At 69.7% G+C, this 20,848-nt stretch carries 20 protein-coding genes; 16 read left to right on the top strand and 4 right to left on the bottom strand.

Features of this window, described 5'->3' with window-relative positions:
• Nucleotides 1-31: 31 nt before the first annotated feature.
• Nucleotides 32-736, bottom strand: a complete 705-nt coding sequence (locus KHC27_RS03495) for a GntR family transcriptional regulator (protein ID WP_213335081.1) — start codon at nt 734-736, stop codon at nt 32-34.
• Between the two features lie 117 nt (nt 737-853).
• Between KHC27_RS03495 and KHC27_RS03490 the strand changes: the two genes are divergently transcribed.
• The 14 genes from KHC27_RS03490 (at nt 854) to KHC27_RS03425 (ending at nt 14,934) form a co-directional block, all read left to right on the top strand.
• Nucleotides 854-1,441 (top strand): amino acid synthesis family protein, encoded by a 588-nt coding sequence (locus tag KHC27_RS03490; protein ID WP_213335078.1) that lies wholly within the window; start codon nt 854-856, stop codon nt 1,439-1,441.
• On the top strand, nt 1,434-2,282 hold the full coding sequence (locus tag KHC27_RS03485; RefSeq protein ID WP_213335075.1) for an alpha/beta fold hydrolase: 849 nt from the start codon (nt 1,434-1,436) through the stop codon (nt 2,280-2,282). Before KHC27_RS03490 ends, KHC27_RS03485 begins: the two co-directional genes overlap by 8 nt.
• 52 nt (nt 2,283-2,334) lie before the next feature.
• A complete protein-coding gene (locus KHC27_RS03480; RefSeq protein ID WP_213335072.1) occupies nt 2,335-3,372 on the top strand; it encodes an LLM class flavin-dependent oxidoreductase in 1,038 nt (345 codons plus the stop codon).
• Between the two features lie 11 nt (nt 3,373-3,383).
• Nucleotides 3,384-4,862 (top strand): aldehyde dehydrogenase, encoded by a 1,479-nt coding sequence (locus KHC27_RS03475; RefSeq protein ID WP_213335070.1) that lies wholly within the window; start codon nt 3,384-3,386, stop codon nt 4,860-4,862.
• 13 nt (nt 4,863-4,875) lie between these two features.
• A complete protein-coding gene (locus tag KHC27_RS03470) occupies nt 4,876-5,190 on the top strand; it encodes an NIPSNAP family protein (protein WP_213335068.1) in 315 nt (104 codons plus the stop codon).
• Between the two features lie 254 nt (nt 5,191-5,444).
• Nucleotides 5,445-6,596, top strand: a complete 1,152-nt coding sequence (locus KHC27_RS03465; RefSeq protein ID WP_213335066.1) for a transporter substrate-binding domain-containing protein — start codon at nt 5,445-5,447, stop codon at nt 6,594-6,596.
• Complete coding sequence (locus KHC27_RS03460) at nt 6,593-7,252, top strand: ANTAR domain-containing response regulator (RefSeq protein ID WP_213335064.1); 660 nt, start codon at nt 6,593-6,595, stop codon at nt 7,250-7,252. Before KHC27_RS03465 ends, KHC27_RS03460 begins: the two co-directional genes overlap by 4 nt.
• Before the next feature lie 22 nt (nt 7,253-7,274).
• Nucleotides 7,275-8,513 (top strand): urea ABC transporter substrate-binding protein, encoded by a 1,239-nt coding sequence (locus KHC27_RS03455; protein ID WP_213335062.1) that lies wholly within the window; start codon nt 7,275-7,277, stop codon nt 8,511-8,513.
• A 145-nt stretch (nt 8,514-8,658) separates the two neighbouring features.
• A complete protein-coding gene (locus tag KHC27_RS03450; RefSeq protein ID WP_213335060.1) occupies nt 8,659-9,531 on the top strand; it encodes an ABC transporter permease subunit in 873 nt (290 codons plus the stop codon).
• Nucleotides 9,532-9,548: 17 nt separating this feature from the next.
• The gene (locus KHC27_RS03445; protein WP_213335058.1) at nt 9,549-10,625 is read left to right on the top strand and encodes a branched-chain amino acid ABC transporter permease; all 1,077 of its coding nucleotides are present in this window, start codon (nt 9,549-9,551) and stop codon (nt 10,623-10,625) included.
• Entirely contained in the window at nt 10,625-11,368 is a 744-nt protein-coding gene (locus KHC27_RS03440) for an ABC transporter ATP-binding protein (protein WP_213335056.1), read from the top strand. Before KHC27_RS03445 ends, KHC27_RS03440 begins: the two co-directional genes overlap by 1 nt.
• Nucleotides 11,361-12,074 (top strand): ABC transporter ATP-binding protein, encoded by a 714-nt coding sequence (locus KHC27_RS03435; protein ID WP_213335054.1) that lies wholly within the window; start codon nt 11,361-11,363, stop codon nt 12,072-12,074. Before KHC27_RS03440 ends, KHC27_RS03435 begins: the two co-directional genes overlap by 8 nt.
• A gap of 25 nt (nt 12,075-12,099) precedes the next feature.
• Nucleotides 12,100-13,092, top strand: a complete 993-nt coding sequence (locus tag KHC27_RS03430; protein ID WP_213335052.1) for an acetamidase/formamidase family protein — start codon at nt 12,100-12,102, stop codon at nt 13,090-13,092.
• A gap of 120 nt (nt 13,093-13,212) precedes the next feature.
• Nucleotides 13,213-14,934 (top strand): nitrilase-related carbon-nitrogen hydrolase, encoded by a 1,722-nt coding sequence (locus tag KHC27_RS03425; RefSeq protein ID WP_213335050.1) that lies wholly within the window; start codon nt 13,213-13,215, stop codon nt 14,932-14,934.
• Nucleotides 14,935-14,939: 5 nt separating this feature from the next.
• On the opposite strand, the gene KHC27_RS03420 is transcribed toward KHC27_RS03425, so the two are convergent.
• Nucleotides 14,940-16,982: a MacB family efflux pump subunit gene (locus KHC27_RS03420; RefSeq protein ID WP_213335047.1), complete on the bottom strand. Its 2,043-nt coding sequence runs from the start codon at nt 16,980-16,982 to the stop codon at nt 14,940-14,942.
• Nucleotides 16,983-16,985: 3 nt separating this feature from the next.
• Complete coding sequence (locus KHC27_RS03415; protein ID WP_213335227.1) at nt 16,986-18,212, bottom strand: efflux RND transporter periplasmic adaptor subunit; 1,227 nt, start codon at nt 18,210-18,212, stop codon at nt 16,986-16,988.
• A 336-nt stretch (nt 18,213-18,548) separates the two neighbouring features.
• On the opposite strand from KHC27_RS03415, the gene KHC27_RS03410 reads away from it, so the two are divergent.
• Together KHC27_RS03410 and KHC27_RS03405 are read left to right on the top strand one after the other, a co-directional pair.
• Nucleotides 18,549-19,097, top strand: coding sequence for a sigma-70 family RNA polymerase sigma factor (locus KHC27_RS03410; RefSeq protein WP_213335225.1), 549 nt, complete (start codon nt 18,549-18,551; stop codon nt 19,095-19,097).
• 25 nt (nt 19,098-19,122) lie between these two features.
• Complete coding sequence (locus KHC27_RS03405) at nt 19,123-19,758, top strand: NrsF family protein (RefSeq protein ID WP_213335045.1); 636 nt, start codon at nt 19,123-19,125, stop codon at nt 19,756-19,758.
• A gap of 33 nt (nt 19,759-19,791) precedes the next feature.
• Here KHC27_RS03405 and KHC27_RS03400 read toward each other — a convergent pair whose 3' ends face one another.
• The gene (locus KHC27_RS03400) at nt 19,792-20,781 is read right to left on the bottom strand and encodes a LacI family DNA-binding transcriptional regulator (protein ID WP_213335043.1); all 990 of its coding nucleotides are present in this window, start codon (nt 20,779-20,781) and stop codon (nt 19,792-19,794) included.
• Between the last annotated feature and the right edge of the window lie 67 nt (nt 20,782-20,848).

Genomic DNA, 20,848 nt, shown 5'->3' with positions numbered 1-20,848 from the left:
CTGACGGCGCCGCTGGCGGGCGCGTCTGGTTTCAGCCCGGCGGCAGGCTTGCAAGGCGTTCGGCGGCGAGGCGTGCCACCATGGCGACGTGGTCGGCGCTGGCGCGCCACGCCGCCTCGCCATCGCGGCGGCGGATCGCTGCGTGCAGCGCGCGCATCTCGGCGATGGCATGGGCGTGGCGTTCCGGGGTCACGACGGTCATGCCGCGCAGATGGTTGATCCGGGCGTTGAGCGAGCGCACGACCTCCCACGCCACGGGCTTGCCGGCGGCCCGGAACAGGATTTCGTAGAAGTCCGTCGTCGCCTTCAGCACGGCGCGGGGGCTGCCGGTCTGGAACGCGGCGTCGATCTGGTCGATGGCGGCGGCGAGTTCGTCGATCGCGGCATCGCTGGCCTGCAGCGCGCAGGCGCGCGCCGCCTCGCTCTCCAGCAGGCCGCGTATCTCATAGATCTGCGCCGCCTGCGCCGGGTCCGGCCGCGCCACGGCGGGGCCCTGATGGGGAATGGTCTCCACCAGCCCTTCGGCTTCCAGATGGCGGAGCACCTCGCGCACCACACTGCGACTCACCCCGAGGCGCTCGCACAGGGTACGCTCCACCAGCCGCTCGCCGGGGCGGAAGCGGAAGTCGAGAATGGCATCCCGCATCTTTTCCAGCGTCAGCCCGCGCAGCGTGGTGACGCTGCGGTCGACCCGCATCTCCGCTGTGTCCGGGGTGCCCTGCGCCATCGCGACCATCGTGATTCCCGTTGTCCGTTCGTTGTCGCCCGCAATCCGCCCCAAGGCAATTGACGCGACAATCTTATGGTATACCATCTTATCATAAGAAGCTCCTCGATCCTCCCGGAACCGTTCATGCCGCTCGCGCTGAGAAAGATCGTCACCTACGTCGAAACCACGCTGATCGAGGGCGGGCGCGCGGCGCCCCGGCCGCTCCAGCTTTTCGCGGCGGCGGCGGTGCTGAAGAACCCCTGGGCGGGGCAGGGTTTCGTTGAGGACCTGAAGCCCGAGATTCACGCCATCGCGCCGGAGCTCGGCGCCACGCTCACCGCGGAAATCCTCCGGCTGGCCGGCTCCGGCGAGGCGGTGGAGGGCTATGGCAAGGCGGCCATCGTCGGCACCTCCGGCGAGATCGAGCACGCCTCCGCCCTCATCCACACGCTGCGCTTCGGCAATCACTACCGCAAGGCGGTGGGGGCGAAGAGCTACCTCGCCTTCACCAATACCCGGGGCGGTCCCAACACCCCGGTCGTCATCCCGCTGATGGACAAGCTGGATGAGGGGCGGCGCTCGCATTACCTCACCATCCAGTTCTCCATTCTCGACGCCCCGGCGCCGGACGAGATCGTGGTCGCGCTCGGCGCCTCGATCGGCGGGCGGCCGCATCACCGCATCGGCGACCGCTACCAGGACCTGAAGGATCTGGGCGGCACCGATGTCTGAGCCCGCCATTGCCTGGGTTCCGGGCCGGGACGGCGCGCGCCTGCGCGTCCGCTACCTCCGGCAGGGGAGGGGCCTGCCCGTCATCCTCGTCCACGGCGTCGGCATGGCGCTGGAGGCGTGGGAGCCGCAGGTGGCCGTCCTCGCCGCGAACCATGAGGTGATCGCGCTCGACATGCCGGGCCATGGCGGCTCCAGCCTGCCGCCCGCCGATGCCCGCCTCTCGGACTATAGCGCGCAGGTGGTCGGGCTGATGGACGCGCTCGGCCTGTCTCAGGCGGTCGTCATCGGCCATTCCATGGGTGCACTGGTCGCGCTCGACGTGGCGCTGGCGCATCCCGGCCGGGTGTGCGGGGTGGTGGCGCTGAACGCCGTGTATTGCCGTAGCCCGGAGCAGCGTGCGGCGGTGGAGGCCCGCGCGGCCGCGCTGGCCGAGCAGGGGGCCGGCGCTTCCCATGCCGCCGCGGTCGACCGCTGGTTCGGCACGCCGGTGCCCCCGGCGCTGGCGGACCATGCCGCCACCGTGCTGCGCCTGCTGGAGGCCTGCGATCCCGTCGGCTATGCCCGCACCTACCGGCTGTTCGCCACCTCCGACGAGGCCCACCGCGCCAATCTCCCGAGCCTCGCGGTGCCGGCGCTGTTCATGACCGCGGATGGCGATCCGAACTCGACGCCGGCCATGTCGCAGGCGATGGCCGCAGCCGTGCCGCTCGGCCGGTGCGAGGTGCTGGCCGGCGAACGCCACATGATGAACCTGACCGCGCCCACGGCGGTGAACGCCGCCCTGCTGCGCTTCCTCGACGGGCTGCCGGCGGCTCCCGCCGCCCGCGCTGCCCGGGCCTGACCCGACCACGCCTGCGCCAACCCGCCGCCTCCACTCCCGGAACCGGACGCCGATGAAATTCTCCCTCTTCGTCCATATGGAACGCGCCGACCCCGCCATTCCGCACCGGCGGCTCTTCGAGGAGCTGGAGGAGCTGGCGCTGCTGGTCGAGGAGGCCGGCTTCGAGACGGTGTGGATCGGCGAGCACCACGCGATGGAGTTCACCATCGCGCCGAACCCCTTCATCCAGCTCGCCCATCTCGGTGCCCGCACCTCGCGCATCCGGCTCGGCACCGGCAATGTCGTGGCGCCGTTCTGGCACCCGCTGCGGCTCGCCGGCGAGGCGGCGATGACCGACGTCGCCACCAATGGCCGGCTGGAGCTCGGCATCGCCCGCGGCGCCTACGTGTTCGAATATGAGCGGATGCTGCCCGGCCTCGACGCCATGGGCGCGGGACTGCGCATGCGCGAGATCATCCCGGCGCTGAAGAGGCTGTGGGAAGGCGACTATGCCCATGACGGCCAGTTCTGGTCGTTTCCCACCTCCACCGCCAGCCCGAAGCCGGTGCAGCCGGGCGGGGTGCCGATCTGGGTCGCGGCGCGCGACCCCAGCAGCCACGATTTCGCGGTGGCGCAGGGCTGCCACGTGCAGGTGACGCCGCTCGCCTCGGGGGACGGCGAGGTTGCCATCCTGAAGGAGCGCTTCGACACCGCGGTGGCGAACCATCCCGAGGTGCCGCGCCCCAAGATCATGCTGCTGCAGCACGCCTTCGTCGCCGACAGCGAGGCGGAGGCGGAGGCGCTGGCGGACGACCTCTCCCGGTTCTACGGCCTGTTCGGCGCGTGGTTCGCCAACAAGCGGCCGATCCGCCAGGCGATCATGGACCCCCTGACCGCTGAGGAACGCGCCGGCATGCCGCAATATGCGCCGGAGGTGGTGCGCCGGAACCTCGTCATCGGCCAGGCAGACGAGGTGATCGCGCGGCTGAAAGGCTATGAGGCGATGGGCTATGACGAGTTCTCGATCTGGATCGACAGCGGCATCAGCCATGAACGCAAGCGCAAGTCGCTGGAGCTGTTCATCCGCGACGTGATGCCGGCTTTCGCGTGAGGGAGGCGGGGATGAGCGGCGCAGACGACTTCAGGCTCTATATCGACGGAGCGTTCGTCGAGGGCGGCAGCCGCTTCGAGAGCCTCGATCCCTCCACCGGCCGGCCCTGGGCCAGCATGCCCGCCGCCACCGCGGCCGATGTCGACCGCGCGGTGAAGGCGGCGCACCGCGCCTTCGGCGAGCCCGCCTGGGCCGGCCTCACCGCCAGTCAGCGCGGCCGGCTGCTGCTGCGCCTCGCCGATCTGGTGGCGGCGAACGCCGCCCACCTCGCCGAACTGGAAACCCGCGACACCGGCAAGATCATCCGCGAAACCCGCGCGCAGATAGGCTATGTTGCGGAGTATTATCGCTATTTCGCCGGTCTGGCGGACAAGGTGGAAGGCGCCCACCTGCCGGTCGACAAGCCCGACATGGAGGCGTGGCTGCGCCGCGAGCCGATCGGCGTGGTGGCCGCCGTGGTGCCGTGGAATTCGCAGCTCTTCCTGTCCGCGGTGAAGCTCGGCCCGGCGCTGGCGGCGGGCTGCACCGTGGTGCTGAAGGCCTCGGAGGAGGGGCCGGCGCCGCTGCTGGCCTTCGCCCGGCTGGTGCACGAGGCGGGCTTTCCCCCCGGTGTGGTCAACATCCTCACCGGCTTCGGCGAGGAGTGCGGGCGCACCCTCACCGCGCATCCGCTGGTGGCGCGCGTCGCCTTCACCGGCGGGCCGGCGACCGCCCGCCATGTCGTGCGCAACACCGCGGAAAATCTCGCCTACACCACGCTGGAGCTTGGTGGAAAGTCGCCGGTGATGGTGTTCGCCGATGCAGACCTCGAAAGCGCCGCCAACGCCATCGTCGCCGGCATCTTTGCCGCCAGCGGGCAGAGCTGCGTCGCCGGCTCGCGCCTCTTCGTCGAACGGGCGGTGCACGACCGGCTGCTGGCGCTGCTGGTCGAGAAGGCCCGGCGCATCCGCATCGGCGATCCGCAGGACCCCGCCACCGAGATGGGGCCGCTCGCCACCGCCCGCCAGCGCAGCCACATCGAGGCGACGATCGCCGCCAGCCTTGCCGCCGGCGCTCGCCTCGTCACCGGCGGCGGGCGGCCGGAGGGACTTGATGAGGGCATCTATTTCCAGCCGACCATCCTGTCCTGCGCCGGCAACGAAGTTCCCTGTGCCGCCGAAGAGCTGTTCGGGCCGGTGCTGAGCGTCATCGCCTTCGACGGCGAGGAGGAGGCGGTCGCACTGGCCAATGACAGCCCGTTCGGTCTCGCCTCGGGCATCTTCACCCGGGACCTTACCCGCACCCACCGGCTGATCCGCCGGCTGCGCGCCGGCATCGTGTGGGTGAACACCTACCGCGCGGTTTCCCCCATCGTGCCGTTCGGCGGCTACGGCCAGTCCGGGCTCGGCCGCGAGGGCGGGGCGGAGTCGATCCGCGACTATACCCGCACCAAGTCGGTCTGGATCCGCACCTCGGATGAGCCGATTGCCGACCCCTTCGTGATGCGCTGAGAGAGGCCCCGCCATGATCTATGAGATGCGCACCTACCGGCTGAAGACCGGCGCCGTGCCGGCTTATGTGAAGCTGGTCGGCGAGGAAGGCATCGCCATCCAGCGCGGCCATCTCGGCACGCTGGTCGGCTATTTCTCCAGCGACATCGGGCCGCTGAACGAGATCGTCCACATCTGGGCCTATGCCAGCCTTGACGACCGCGCCGCCCGCCGCGCCGCCCTCGCCGCCGATCCGGCGTGGCAGGCCTTCCTGCCGAAGATCCAGGCGCTGATCGAGGTGATGGAGAACAAGATCCTGCTGCCGACGGCGTTTTCCCCGCTGGCCTGAACGGTCGCCGCCCTCCGGCGGCCGCGCCCGTCCGCCGACGCGTGCAGCGGGCTGGGCATGAAGGGCGAAAACCGCTTGACAAAAAGGCGCGTGCAAGCGAGCCTAAATTTGAAGCGCGGGGCAAGGCTGCCCATTATCGCGTCAATCTGGTGAACAGTTCCAACGACGACGTGGCTCCGCCGCGTTGCAGGTTGGTGGCAACGACGCCCACAGCCCTAGCGGCTGGCGGGCGTTTTTTATTTTGGATCAGGCGAATGGCCGCGAAGTCCTACCGCGTCGGCGTGATGTTCTCCACCACGGGCCCCTACAGCGTGGTGGCGCGCTCCATGCTGAACGGCGCGCTGCTGGCGGTGGCGGAGAACGCGGCGGCGGGCGCCTCGGTGGAGCCGGTGGTCGTCAATCCCGGCGGCGACCTCGCGCGCTACGCCGCGCTGAGCCAGGAACTGATCGCCTCGGGCATCCGCCATGTCGTGGGCTGCTACACCTCCTCTTCCCGCAAGGAGGTGATCCCCTGTTTCGAGAAGCACGACGCGCTGCTGTGGTATCCCTCGCACTATGAGGGCTTCGAGAGCGCGAGCAATGTCATCTACACCGGCGCCTCGCCCAACCAGCACGTGCTGCCCCTGGTGGAGCATATGCTGGCCCATGTCGGGCGCCGCGCCTTCTGCGTCGGCTCCAACTACATCTGGGCGTGGGAGAACACCCGCATCTTTCGCGAGGCGATGACCGCACGGGGCGGCGAGGTGCTGGCGGAGCGCTATGTCGCGGTGGGCGACACCGAGGTCGAGCAGATGGTCGAGGCCATCCTCGAGGCGCGCCCGGCCTTCGTCTTCAACAACCTCATCGGCACCAGCGCCTACGCCTTCTTCCGCGCGTTCCGCGCCGCCTGCACGGCGCGGGGCATCGACCAGGCCCGCACCTTCCCGGTCGCGAGCTGCACGCTTTCCGAGCCGGAGCTGGAAGAGATCGGGCCGGAGGCGGTGGACGGCCATCTCTCCTCGAGCGTCTATTTCTCCTCGCTCGACAACCCCGCCAATGCGGCCTTCACCCGGGCCTATCGGCAGGCCTTCCCGGCCGGCCCCTCAACCTCGGCGGACGCCGAGGCCTCCTATATCGCGATGAAGCTGCTGATCGGCGCGCTCGCCGAAGCCGGTACCGACGATCTCCACGCGGTGAAGGCCGCCGTCACCCGCCAGCGCCTCGCGGCGCCGCAGGGCGATGTCTGCATCGACCCGCAGACGCTGCACGCCTTCCTCACGCCACGCATCGGCCGCTCCAATGCCGAAGCCCGCTTCGACATTCTGGTGGAGGCGCCCGGCCCGGTGCGGCCGGACCCCTATCTCGTCCAGTCTTCGCCGCGCTACGCGATCGCATCCCGCACCCCATCCCTGCGAGTGGTGAAATGACGGCTCCTCGATTGCTCCAGAACTTCAATGGTGGCCGGGCCTGGATCGTCACCTCCCACGGCGCGGCGGTGGAGGCGCTGCAGAACACGCTCGGCAAGCTGGGGGTGAGCGCGGTGCTGCCGCCCCTTGTCGACGGGCGCGCGGACATCGACCTCGCCGGCCTCCAGGCCGAGCGCGACATCCTGTTCATCGACGGCGATCTCGACGCCGCCGTGGCACTGGAGATCGACGCCGCCTCGCGCCAGCCGCCGGTGCCGGTCATCGGGCTGGTGGGCGTCGAGGCGCCGAGCCGGCTGAAGCACCTGATCAATCTCGGGGCGACGGCGTTCCTGCGCAAGCCGGTGCAGGGGGCGGCGGTCTATACCGCCCTCTTCCTCGGCATCAACCAGTTCCTGTTGCGCGGCGAGCTGCGGGCCCGCCTCGACGACATGGATCGCCGCCGGCGCGGGCGCCGCGCCGTGGTCAAAGCCATCATCGCCCGGATGAACGAGGCCGGGCTCGATGATGACGCGGCCTATGACTGGCTCCGTCGCGAGAGCATGCGATCGCGGCAGAGCCTCGAGGACTATTGCGAGGCCTATCTGACGAGGCGGGCGCCCGCCCTCGACCAGGGGGCGCGCGAATGCGGCGCGGGGCTGCGCGCCGAAGGACAATAAACCTTCCACCAGGAGACGACACATGACCGGCAAGACCATCCGGGGGCTGCGTGCCGCAGCCCTCGCGGGGACGCTTTTGCTCAGCATCGGCCAGGCCTTCGCCGCCGATCCCATCAAGCTCGGCGTGCTGGAGGACCAGTCCGGCGACTTCGCGGCGGCGACCATTGGCAAGGTCCACGCCATCCAGCTCGCGGCGGAGGAGATCAACAAGGCCGGCGGCATCGACGGGCGCCCGCTGGAGCTGGTGATCTACGACACCCAGTCCGACAACACCCGCTACCAGGAGTTCATGCGCCGCGTGCTCCAGCGCGACAAGGTCGACGTGGTGTTCGCCGGCTTCTCGTCCGCCTCGCGCGAGGCCTACCGCCCGATCGTGAACCAGTTCGACGGGCTGGCCTTCTACAACAACCAGTATGAAGGCGGCGTCTGCGACGCCAACATGATCGTCACCGGCGCGGTACCGGAGCAGCAGTTCTCCACCCTCATCCCGTGGATGATGGAGAAGTACGGCAAGAAGGTCTACACGCTGGCCGCCGACTACAATTTCGGCCAGATCTCGGCCGAATGGGTCCGCAAGATCGTGAAGGAGAACGGCGGCGAGATGGTCGGCGAGGACTTCATCCCGCTCGGCGTGTCGCAGTTCTCGCAGAACATCCAGAACATCCAGAAGGCCAAGCCCGATTTCGTGGTGACGCTGCTGGTCGGCACCGCGCAGGCCTCCTATTACGAGCAGGCCGCCTCCGCCAACGTCAACCTGCCGATGGCCTCCTCGGTCAATGTCGGGCAGGGCTACGAGCACAAGCGCTTCAAGCCGCCATCGCTCAAGGACATGTACGTCACCACCAACTACATCGAGGAAATCGACACCCCGGCCTCCAAGGCGTTCTTCGAGAAGTTCAAGGCGAAGTTCCCGAGCGAGCCCTATGTGAACCAGGAGGCCGAGAACTCCTACCTCGCGGTCTACCTCTACAAGCAGATGGTGGAGCGGGCGAAGTCCACCAAGCGCGAGGACCTGCGCAAGGAGATCGCCAAGGGCGATGTCTGCATGGACGCGCCGGAGGGCAAGGTCTGCCTCGACCCCAAGAGCCAGCACATGTCGCACACCATCTACCTCGCGCATGTGAACGCCGACCATTCCATCGACTTCCCGAAGGTCTGGCAGGACATCAAGCCGTACTGGCTCGGCGAGGCCGGCTGCGACCTCACCAAGAACGACCCGAGCGCGCAGTACACCCCGTCCAACCCGCCGCCGAAGCCCTGATCGGCGTGGCCGAGGGGCGTGTCCTCTCGGCGCGCCCGCCAATGCCCGGAAGCCCGCGCCTGCGCGGCTCTCCCGGCCTGCCCCGGCCCGAGACCCCCTCAAGGGCCGGGGCATCCCTTCCTCCCGAACCGCAAGGCCCCTGCCGATGGATGTCGGAACCCTCGCCTTCTCCGCGCTCTACCAGTTCGGCGACGCCTTCGCCTTCCTGGTCCTGTCCGCCTGCGGGCTCGCCGTCATCTTCGGCATGATGGGCGTCATCAACCTCGCCCATGGCGAGTTCATCATGTGCGGCGCCTATGTCACGGTCTCCGCCACCCATGCCGGGCTGCCGCTGCCGCTGTCCATCGCGCTCGGCGCGCTGGTCTCGGGGCTGGTGGGGGTGCTGGTGGAGCGGGTGGTGATCCGCCATCTCTACACCCGCCCGCTCGACACCATCGTCGCCACCTGGGGCCTGAGCCTCATCGCGACGCAGGGCACGCTGATCCTGCTGGGTTCGACACTGGCCGGCGTCGGCACACCCTTCGGCAGCTTCCAGGTCGGCGGCTATTCCTATTCGGTGTACCGGCTCGTGCTGTTCGGCGCGGCGGTGGCGGTGCTGGTCGGGCTCTACGTGCTGTTCAACGCGACCCGCTTCGGGGTCATGGCGCGGGCCACCATCCAGGTGCCGCACATGGCGGCGGCGCTCGGCGTCGACACCCGGCTGGTCTACAGCCTGACCTTCGCGCTGGGCGCCGGCCTTGCCGGACTGGCCGGCGGGCTCTACGCCCCGACCATGACGCTGGTGCCGACCATGGGCACCACCTTCATCATGGAGGCCTTCGTCACCGTGGTGGTCGGGGGCGCCGACGTCTTCCTCGGCACCGCGCCGGCGGCGGCGGTGCTGGCGGTGGTCAAGGCGACCATGACCTCGCTCTACGGCCAGCTCTTCGGCCAGATCGGCCTGCTGCTCGCCGTCATCATCGTCATCCGGGTCCTGCCCAGGGGCATTTCCGGCTTCCTGCTGCGCGAACGCGCCTGAGCCGGGGAACAACAGCCATGAACGCTCTTCTCCGCTTCTTCCGCCGCCTCGAAGGCCCGCAGACGCTGGGCCGCGGGCCGGGCTTCTGGATCGGCTTCTTGGTCGTGCTGGCGGGCGCCTGCGCCTATCCCGTCTTCAGCGACGGCTACACCGTAGGCAACACCGTGTACTTCTTCACCTGGATCTTCATGGCGCTGGGTCTCAGCCTCATCTGGGGCTATGGCGGCGCGCTGAGCTTCGGCCAGACCGCCTTCTTCGGCATCGCCGGCTACAGCTACGGCATCCTCACCATCAATTTCGGCGCCGCCTACGGCTTCACGCTGGTGGCGGTGGTGCTGGCCATGGCGGTGGCGGCGCTGTTCGCGGTGCTGCTGGGCTACTTCCTGTATTTCGGCCGCATCTCCGGCGTGTTCCTCGGCATCGTCACCCTGTCGGTGACGCTGGTGCTGGAGCGCTTCATGGCGCAGACCGCCGGGCCGGAATGGAAGATCGGCGCCGCCCGGCTCAACGGCTTCAACGGCATGAGCAACATGCCCCCGCTCACCGTGCCCTGGCCCGGCGGCGATATCGTGCTGTTCCCCGACGTGCAGCTCTATTACGTCGTGCTGGGGCTGCTGGTGGTGGTCTATCTCGGCCTGCGCATCCTCGTGAACTCGCCCTTCGGCAATGTGCTGGTCGCCATCCGCGAGAATCCGGAGCGGGCGGAGATGCTCGGCTACGACATCCGCAAATACCAGCTCGGCGCCTTCGTCATCGGGGCGGCGCTGGCGGGGCTGTCGGGCGTGCTCTACACCAGCTGGGGCCAGTACATCACCCCCTCCAGCATGGGGATGACGGCCGCGGCGCTGCCGATCGTCTGGGTCGCGGTGGGCGGTCGCTCCGACCTCACCACCACGCTGGTCGGCACGGTGGTGGTGCTCTCGGTGTTCCAGGCGTTGACCATCCACGGCAGCCAGTACGCGCTGGTGGTGATGGGCGTCCTGCTGGTGCTCACCGTGCTGATCGCGCCCAACGGGCTCGCCTTCGCCGCCGCCGGTCTCATCGCCCGCCTGTTCCGTGGCCGCCGCGCCGCCTCGCCTGCGGGAGATGCCTGATGCCGATCCTTGAAACCCGCGCCCTCAACAAGCGGTTCGGCGGGCTGCACGTCACCAACAATGTCGATCTCGCGCTGGAGGCAGGCGAGGTGCACTGCCTGATCGGGCCGAACGGGGCGGGCAAGTCGACCCTGTTCCGGCTCATCCTCGGCGAGCATGCCCCCAGCTCCGGCAGCATCCTGTTCGCGGGGGAGGACATCACCGCCTTCAAGCCGTTCCAGCGCATCCGCCGCGGCATGAGCGTGAAGTTCCAGGTGCCTGGCATCTTCAAGGCGCTGAGCGTGCGGCAGAACCTCGAAATCGCGATGCAGCACCATTACGAACCGGCCGGCCTGGCGGCGGAGATCGGGCGCCTGCTCGATTTCCTCAACCTCGCGCCGGAGGCGGGGCGGCTCGCCGGCAATCTCAGCCACGGCCAGAAGCAGTGGCTGGAGATCGGCATGGCGATCAGCCTCAAGCCGCGCCTGCTGCTGCTGGACGAGCCCACCGCCGGCATGTCGCCGGAGGAGACCCACGCCACCGGCGAGATGGTGAAGCGGCTGAACGCCGAGGGCATGACCGTGCTCGCGGTGGAACACGACATGGCCTTCGTCCGTCAGGTCGCCCACAAGGTCACGGTCCTGCATCTGGGGCAGGTGTTCGCGCAGGGCTCGATCGACGCCATCGTGGCCGACGAGCGGGTGGCGGACATCTATCTCGGCAAGGCCCCCGACCACGCAAAGCCGGAGGGCGCCCATGCGTAAGGAAGTGATGCTCGCCACCCTCGGCCTGCGCGCGGGGTATGGCGGCAAGCCCGTGCTGCAGGGCCTCGATCTGGAGGTGCGCGAGGGCGAGATCGTCGCCGTTATCGGCCGCAACGGGGTCGGCAAGTCGACCCTGATGAAGAGCCTGATCGGCCTCATCCCGGCCACCGAGGGCTCGATCGTCTACAAGGGGGCCGCGGTCGAGCGGCTTGCCGCGCACCGCCGCGCCCGGCTCGGGGTCGGCTATGTGCCCCAGGGCCGCGATGTGTTTCCCCGGCTCACCGTGGGGGAGAACATCGCGGTGGGCGGCATGCGCGCCGGCGGCGTCTCGGTCGCCGATCGCGAGCGGGTGCTCGGCTATTTCCCGATCCTGCGGGAGCGCTGGAACCAGCGCGCCGGCACCATGTCGGGCGGCCAGCAGCAGCAGCTCGCCATCGGCCGCGTGCTGGTGGCCAACCCCTCGCTGATCCTGCTCGACGAGCCGTCCGAGGGCATCCAGCCCAACATCGTGCAGGACATCGCCCGCATCATGGTCGACCTCAACCGCGCCACCGGCACCACCATCGTGCTGGTCGAGCAGAATATCGACATGATCCGTGCCATGGCGCAGCGTTGCTACGTGCTCGACAAGGGCCGCATCGTCGCCCAGCTCGACCGCGCGGCTCTCGCCGACGGCGAGGCCATGCGCCGCCACCTCGCCGTCTGATCGACGCCACCACAAGGAGACGAACATGTCCTGGCTCGAGACTTCCATCATGGCACGCAAGGGCCTCGCCAAGGGCCGCGCGGGCGAAACCCACGCCATCACCGAGGCCTCGCAGGGCACGTACCACTATGTGTACGGGCCCTATGTCGAGCCGGTCCTCACCGTCGATCCCGGCGCGGTCGTCTCCGCCGAGACCCACGACGCCTTCGAGGGCAAGATCAAGCACGAGACTGACAACCCGCTCGAGATCCTCAACTTCCCCTATCTCAACCCGCAGAACGGCCCGATCTTCGTCAATGGCGCGGAGAAGGGCGACACCATCGCGGTCTACATCAAGAGCATCGTGCCGCGCGGCGAGCAGCCGGTGGGCACGACGCTGATCATGCCGGATTTCGGCGGGCTGGTGCCGACCAAGGACACGGCGATGCTGAACGCGCCGTTGCCGATCAAGGTCAAGAAGCTGCATGTCGACGCCCAGACAGGCACCAAGTGGAGCGACCGGCTCACCCTGCCTTACGCGCCCTTCATCGGCACCATCGGCACCTCCCCGGAGATCGAGGCCATCACCTCGCTGCAGCCGGACTATTACGGCGGCAACATGGACCTGCCCGACGTCGGCGTCGGCGCGGTCATCTACCTCCCGGTGAACACCAGGGGCGGCCTCGTCTATCTCGGCGACTGCCACGCCACCCAGGGCGATGGCGAGCTGTGCGGCGTGGCGCTGGAGCACCCCACCGTCACCACCATCCAGATCGACCTCATCAAGGGCTGGACGCTCTCCACCCCGCGGCTCGAGACCGAAGATTTCATCATGTCGATCGGCTCGACCCGGCCGATGGAGGATGCCGCCCGCATGGCCTATCGCGACCTCATCCGCTGGATGGCGTCGGATTACGGCTTCGACGAGATCGAGGCCTACATGCTGCTCACCCAGTGCGGGCGCGTGCGGGTCGGCAACATGGTCGACCCGAAATACACGCTCGGCGCCTCGATCCTGAAGTCCTACCTCGTGCCCTGACGCCGCCGCGCGGGGAGGGAGCGTGGCCTTCCTCCCCGCGAAGCCGGCCCATCACCTTCCAGCGGCACCCGCGGCGCGCGCCCGGGCGCCGATCGCCCCCGCATGCCCGGAGCTTCGCCCATGCCGCACAAGGTCGCCACCGTCCAGTTCGAGCCCACCCTCGGCGAGAAGGAGCGCAACGTCTCGCGCCTTCTGGAACTCTGCGGCGAGGCCGCCGCCGCCGGGGCGAAGCTCATCGTGACGCCGGAAATGGGCACCACCGGCTATTGCTGGTTCGACCGGGCGGAGGTGGCGCCGCAGGTCGAACCGGTGCCGGGACCGACGACGGCGCGCTTCGCCGCGCTGGCGAAGGCGCAGGACTGCCACATCGTCATCGGCCTGCCCGAGGTCGATGCCGAAACCGGGCTCTACTTCAATTCGGCGGTGCTGATCGGCCCGGCCGGCGTGGTCGGCACCCACCGCAAGACCCACCCCTATATCTCCGAGCCGAAATGGTCGGCGCCGGGCGACCTCGGCCACCGGGTTTTCGAGACACCGGTCGGGCGCATCGCCATGCTGATCTGCATGGACATCCATTTCGTCGAGACCGCGCGTCTGGTGGCGCTGCAGGGGGCGGACATCATCTGCCACATCTCGAACTGGCTGGCCGAGCGCACCCCGGCGCCCTACTGGATCACCCGCGCCTTCGAGAACAGCACCTATGTCATCGAGGCGAACCGCTGGGGGCTGGAGCGCACGGTGCAGTTCTCCGGCGGAAGCTGCGTGATCGGCCCGGACGGCGCGATCGAGGCGGTGGTTGATGCCGGCGACGGCATCGCCTATGCGCAGGTCGACCTCGAGAAGGCCCGCGCCCGCCGCGTGCTCGGCGAGCCCGCCTTCGCCCAGCGCCGGCCCGAGCTCTACATGGAGCTGCCGACCAGCACCTATAGCTGGAACCCGCTCGACTTCTTCGGCCTCTACGGTCACCGTCCGCTGCCGCCGGGCCGTCGTTCGCGGGTGGCGGTGGCGCAGTTCGCGCCCGGCGGCGGCATCGAGGCCAATCTCGCCCGGATCGGCGAGCTGGTGGCCGCGGCGCGGGCCGACGGCGCGGAGATGGTGGTGCTGCCGGAGCGCGCCCTCACCGGGCTCGACGCGCCGAACCCGGTGCCGCGGGACGGCGCCGCGGTGGCCGGCCTCATCGCGCTGGCCGCCCGCCATGGTCTCTATATCGCCGCCGGCTTCGCCGAGGAGGAGGGCGGCACGCTGTACAACAGCGCGGCGCTCGCCGGGCCGGAGGGGCTGGTCGGCTGCTACCGCAAGCTGCATCTCGACGCCACCGACCCTAATTGGGCGACGCCTGGCGCGCAGTGGGGTGTGTTCGATACCCGGATCGGACGCATCGGTCTCCTCATCGGTCACGACGCGGCCTTCCCCGAGGCCGGCCGCGTGCTGGCGCTGCGGGGGTGCGATCTCATCGCCTGCCCGGCGGCCTTGCGCGGGGCGCTGAGCTTCGGCCATGCCGGCACCGCGGTCGCGCAGAACTACCCGATCCCCACCGGCGCCGACCCCCATCACTGGCACCTGATGCGGGCGCGGGCCGGCGAGAACAACTGCTTCCTCGCCTTTGCCAATGTGCTGGACGAGGCGGCCGGCTATCGCGGCAAGAGCGGGGTGTTCGGGCCGGACACCTTCGAGTTCCCCCGCCGCGAGGCGATCCTCGCCGAGGGCGAGGGGGTCGTGGCGGCGGAGGTCGACACCACCAACCTCGACAGCCGCTACCCCACGAATGTCGTGCGCCGCAAGGACTTGATGGTGATGCGCCAGCCCCACCACTACCAGCCGCTGGTCGCGCCGCAGGGCTGAACGGCTCACCCCCGCGCCAGCGCCGCCACCGGGTCGAGCCGGGAGGCGCGGCGCGCCGGGAGATAGCCGAACAGCAGGCCGATCGCCGTCGAGCACAGCACCGCCGCAAGGATGGCGGTGCTGGAGTAGACGAGGCTGAAACTGGTGGTGAGGCGGCTGAACGCCACCCCGAAGCCGAGCGCCAGCGCGATGCCGAGCACCCCGCCCAGCAGGCAGACCAGCATGGCCTCGATCAGGAACTGCTGGAGAATATCGGCCTGCCGGGCCCCGACCGCCATCCGCACGCCGATCTCGCCGACGCGTTCGGACACCGAGACGAGCATGATGTTCATGACCCCGATGCCGCCGACCACCAGCGAGATGACCGCGATCACCGCGATCAGCACTGTCATGGTGCGGGTGGTGGCGGTGATCGTCTGGCGGATGTCGTCGGTGTTGAGGATGAAGAAGTCCTTGGCGCCGTGGCGGCGGGCGAGGAACTGCGTCACCGCCTGCTCGGCAAGGTCGGTGGCCACGGTGTCGCTTACGCGCACGGTGATGCTGCGCAGCGAGGTGGAGCCGAGCACGCGGGTCTGCACCGTGGTGTAGGGCAGGTACAACGAGAGGTTCTGGCTCGAGCCGAATCCGCCTTGCTGGGGCTGGGTGACGCCCACCACCCGCGCCGGCACGTCGCCGACGAAGATCACCTGGCCCACCGGGCTGCCGGCGAAGCCGCCGAACAGCGCCTTGCGGGTATTTTCGTCAATGACGACCTCCTGCGCGCGGGTGCGGGTGGCGTCGGCATCAAAGAAGCGGCCCTGGGCGAGCTTGGTGCCCTTGGCGAGGAAATACTGCTCGCTCACCCCGTTCACCTGGGCGCTGGCCTCCTTTCCGGCGAACCGCGCGGTGCTGGAGCTGGAGACGGTGGGCGTAACGGCGGCGACATAGGCCTGCCGGGCCAGCGCCTCGGCGTCGGCGACCACCAGCGTCGTGATCTTGGCGGAGCGGACGTCGCCGAAGTCACGGCCGGCAAAGATCTCCAGCGTGTTGGTGCCAAGGCTGGAGATGTTGGAGAGCACACGCTGGCGCGATCCCTCGCCCAGCGCCACGACGCACACGACGGATGCGATGCCGATGATGATGCCGAGCATCGTCAGGAAGCTGCGCAGCCGGTGGGCCATCATCGACAGCAGCGCCATCCGCAAGGCTTCCCCCAGCCGCCCGGCAAAGGCTCTCACCCGCCCGACCCCGCGCCCCCCGGGCTCGGGTGGTGCGGGCTCCTCCCGGTCCGGCGGCGGCAGGCCGGCCTCGGGCGCCGTCGGCAAGGTGGGACCAAAGCCGTCGCGCTTCGCCGCCATGGCGCCGGTGCCGGCCGCGGGACGCTCCACCCGGTGGTCCGCGACGATGGCGCCATCGCTGATCTCGATGATGCGCCCGGCGCGGTTGGCGACGGTCATGTCGTGGGTGACGATGACGACGGTGCGGCCCTCGGCATGCAGCTCGTCGAGGATGCGCAGCACCTCCTCGCCGCTGTGGCGGTCGAGCGCCCCGGTCGGCTCGTCCGCGAGGATCACCGCGGCATCGTTCATCAGCGCCCGCGCGATCGAGACGCGCTGCTGCTGGCCGCCGGAAAGCTGACCCGGCCGATGCCCGGTGCGCTCCGCCATGCCGAGCCGGGCGAGCAGGCCGGCGGCGCGGCGGCGGCGCTCCTCCGGGGCGCGACCGGCGTAGATCGCGGGGATTTCCACATTCCCGAGAGCGGAAAGCTCCCCGAGCAGGTGATAGCGCTGGAAAATGAAGCCGAAATGTTCGCGTCGCAGCGCGGCCAGCTCGTCCGGCTCCAGCGTGCCGACCTCGCGCCCGGCGATCCGGTAGCTGCCGGAGGTGGGGCGGTCGAGGCCGCCGAGCAGGTTCATCAGGGTCGACTTGCCGGACCCGGAAGGGCCGACGATGGCGACCATCTCGCCCGCCTCGATGGCGAGGTCGATCCCCTTGAGCACGGCAAGCGTGCCCTCGCCCGAGGGGTAGTCGCGCCGCACGGCGCGCAGGTTGAGCAGTGGCTCGGCCATCGCTCAGAACCCCATCGGACCGGGCGGCGGGCCGCCGGGCCCGCCCATGGCCGGAGCCGTGGTGGTGCTCGCCTCGCCGATCACCACACGTTCGCCCTCGGCCAGCCCGTCACGCACCTCCGCCATCGCCTTGTCATCGAGGCCGATCACGACCGTCCTCACGCTGGCCTTGCCGTCGGTTCCGAGAACGCGGACGGTATGGCGGCCGTCGGCGGCGGTGTCGACCGCCGAGGAGGGAACGGTGAGCACCCCCCGCGCCGCGCCGAGCACGATGTGCACCTCCGCGGTCATGTAGGTGCGCAGCCGCCCATCGGGGTTCGGCACGTCGAAGATCCCGTTGTAGTAGACCGCTTCCGACGAGGTGCTGGAACTCGACGAACTGGAGCTGGAGGAGGTGGTCGACGAGCTGAAGCTGGAGTCGCTGCGCACCGATTCCGGTGCCGGCTCGATGAAGCCCAACGTGGCATCGTAGCGCCGCGCCGGCTCGCCGAGAATGGTGAAATACAGCGCCTGCCCGGGCTGCACCTGAACGATGTCCGCCTCGGAAATCTCCGCGCGGATGGTCATCACGTCGAGCCGGCCGAGGATGACGATCGTCGGCGCGCTCTGCGCCGCGTTCACCGTCTGGCCCTCCTGGCTGACGATCGCGAGGACGGTGCCGTCGATCGGGGCGGTGATGCGGGTGTAGCCGAGATTGGCCTGCGCGGTGGCGACCGAGACCTGCGCCTCGTCGATCTGTGCTTCCAGCGCCGCGATCTGGGCCTTGGTCACCGCGACATCGGCGACCGCGGTGTCATAATCGGCCCTGGAGACAGCGTCCTTGGCCAGCATCCGCTCGCTGCGGTCCAGAGTGGCCTGTTTCAGCGTAAGGGTGGCCTGCTTTTCCGCAAGCTGGGCGCGGACATTGGCGAGGCCGGCCCGGGCGGTGCGCAGCTCGTTTTCCTGCGTCACCGAGTCGATTTCGGCCAGCAGGGCGCCCTTCGCCACCTTCTGGCCCAGCACGACCGGCACGGAGGTGATGCGGCCGGAGACCTGCGCACCCACGGCCACCAGCTTGGAGGGCTTCAGGGTTCCGGTGGCGAGCACGGTCTGCTCGATATCCCCGCGCCGAACCTCGGCGGTGATGAAACCGGGCGCGGCGGGGGCCGCGAGGCGGGCCTGCGCGAGCCAGCCGCCGCCGACGAGAGCAAGGAGGAGAAGAGCGGCAAGCCATCGGCGGGCGAGGCGGATCGAAGGTCGCGTCAAGGTGATGTCCGGTATCAGCACGTCCGTCGTGGGCGCCGGCCCCGAGCGGTTGGAAGAGCCGCCTCTTTACGCCAGCCACGTTTCAGCCGTTGCTCCGAGCATTGCCGAAGGTTTCCGCGGCCTGTTCCGCCTCTCCCGGCATGGCCGCGACGACCTTGCCCAGGCGCTCCCGTCCGACCCGAAACGTTCCCCCTTCTCTCCCGGCCGGCGCTGCGGTACCAGCATTGCCTCCGCCGCTGCGGTTGCGCGGCGGACGAAGAAGTGACGTCACCGCTGTAACGTCCGCCGGTCCGGGAACGTAGGGAGTGCGGGAACGTGCCGATGGACGACCGCGAGCGGCGTTGGTCAGAATGGATGCGGGCCGGCCTGGCCGGCGACAGCGCCGCCTATGAGGGGCTGCTCCGCGAAATCGCGCCGGCGCTGCGGGCGGTGGTCCGGCGCCGGCTCGCCGGCTATGGCGCGGCGACTGCAGAGACGGAGGACATCGTGCAGGAGACCCTGCTGGCGGTCCATCTCAAGCGCCACACCTGGCGGCCCGACAGCCCGCTGGCGCCGTGGCTGTGGACCGTCGCCCGCAACAAGCTGGTGGATCATCTCCGCCAGCGGGGACGCCGGGTGCATGTGCCGATCGAGGACTTCGCCGAGCTCATCCCGGCGGAGCCGGAACGCCCCGGCACCGACGCCGCCGAGGTCGAGCGCCACCTCTCGCGGCTGCCGGAGAAGCAGCGCGCCGTGCTGTCGGCGATCGCGGTGGACGGCAACTCGATCGGCGACACCGCCGCGCGCATGGGGATGACGCCGGGCGCCGTGCGGGTGACGCTGCACCGGGCGTTCGCCACCCTGTCGGCGCGGCTGCGCTCCGAGACCTGAGGACGGAAATGAGGAGCCTCGAGCGGTGAAGACGGACGAACTCATACGCGGCCTTGCCCGCGACGAGCGGGCCGGGCGCGCGCCGGAAACCCTGCTGGCGCTGCTGCTGCCGGCTGGACTGCTCGTCTCGGTGCTGCTCTTCGCCGGCGCGCTTCATCTGCGGCCGGAGCTGTCGCGGATGCTCGCGGAGCCGCGTGTGCTGCTGAAGATCGGCGTCAGTTTCGCGCTCGGCGCCGCCGCCTGCGTGCTGGCGCTCCGGCTGTGCCGCCCGGGTGCCGATCCGCGCCCGGCGGTCGCGCTCATGCTGGTGCCGCCCGTGCTGCTGGCGGCGGGGGTGGCGGGCGAGATGCTGGTGACGCCGGCTTCGGGGTGGATGACGGCGCTGGTCGGGCGCAACCCGCGGGCCTGTCTCACCTTCATTCCCCTGCTGGCCGCGCCCCTGCTGGTGGCGGCGCTGCTGGCGCTGCGCCAGGGCGCCCCGGCGAACCCGGCGCGCGCGGGTGCCGTGGCCGGTCTGATGGCGGCAGGCTTCGGGGCCAGCCTCTACGCCCTCCACTGCCCCGACGATTCGCCGTTGTTCGTCCTGACCTGGTACAGCGGTGCGACGCTGATCGTGACGGGGCTGGGTGCGGTGCTGGGGCGCCGGGTGCTGGCGTGGTGAGCGGGCCGCTCGCCTGACGCCGGTCGGGCGGATTCAGCCGGCGCGGGCGGCAGTCGAGCCGCGCACCAGGCAGGTGCCGGACAGAACCACCTTCCGGGTCGGCGCCTGCGGCGTCTTGAGGCGCTGGAACAGCAGCGCCATGGCCTCCCGCCCGATCGTCTCCACCGGCTGCTCGATGACGGTGAGGCCGGGCTGCACCAGCCCGGTCCAGGTTTCGTTGTCGAAGCCGGCGAGGCCGATGTCCTCGGGAATCCGCAGGCCATGCGCCCGCGCCGCCTTCACCGCGCCGGTCAGCAGAAGGCCGTTGGAGAGCACGAGCGCCTCGGGCCGTGCCGGGCTCGCGAGCCAGGCCATCGCCTCGGCTTCGGCGGCGGCGGCGTTCGGGGCCACGAAGCGGCTTTCCCCCGCGAGCCCGTGGGCCGCCATCGCCGCGGAGAAGCCGGCCTCGCGCTCGAGGCCGGTGGTGCTGGTGCCGCCGAACAGGCCGCCGATGCGGCGATAGCCCTGTACCGCAAGATGCTCGACGAGGGCGGCGCTGGCGGCGCGGTTGTCCAGCACCACGGTGTCGAACTGGCCATCGGGCCCGGCGCGGTCGATCAGGACCACCGGGAAATCGAACGGTGCGGCGCGGAGCTGGCCGATGGTGGCGCGGGTCGGGGCGAAGATGAGGCCGGTGACGCGCTCTTCCTGCATGAGCCGCACATAGAGCGCCTCGCGCGCGGGGTCCTCGTCGGTGTTGCAGAGGATGACGCGCATGCCGGCCTGATAGGCGGCATCTTCCACCGCGCGGCTCACCGCGGTGAAGAACGGGTTGCGGATGTCGGCGACGATGAGCCCGACGGTCAAGGTATGCTGGGAGCGCAGCCGCCGCGCCGACAGATTGGGCCGGTAGCCTGTCGCCTTCACGGCAGCCTGTACCTGCTCCCGCACCTCCGCGCTGACCGGCCCTTTGCCGAGCGCGCGCGATACGGTGGAGATGGATACGCCCGCGGCGCGGGCGACGTCCTTTATGTTGACAGTCATCGCTGCAATCGATTTCAAATCATCTGCTTCATCCTAAAGCGATTTTAGCCACATTCAAGCCGCAGCT

Source organism: Ancylobacter lacus (assembly GCF_018390635.1).
In the GTDB taxonomy this organism is placed as follows: domain Bacteria; phylum Pseudomonadota; class Alphaproteobacteria; order Rhizobiales; family Xanthobacteraceae; genus Ancylobacter; species Ancylobacter lacus.
Note: the sequence above shows the minus strand (reverse complement) of the source record. Positions and strands in the feature narration are given on the sequence as shown.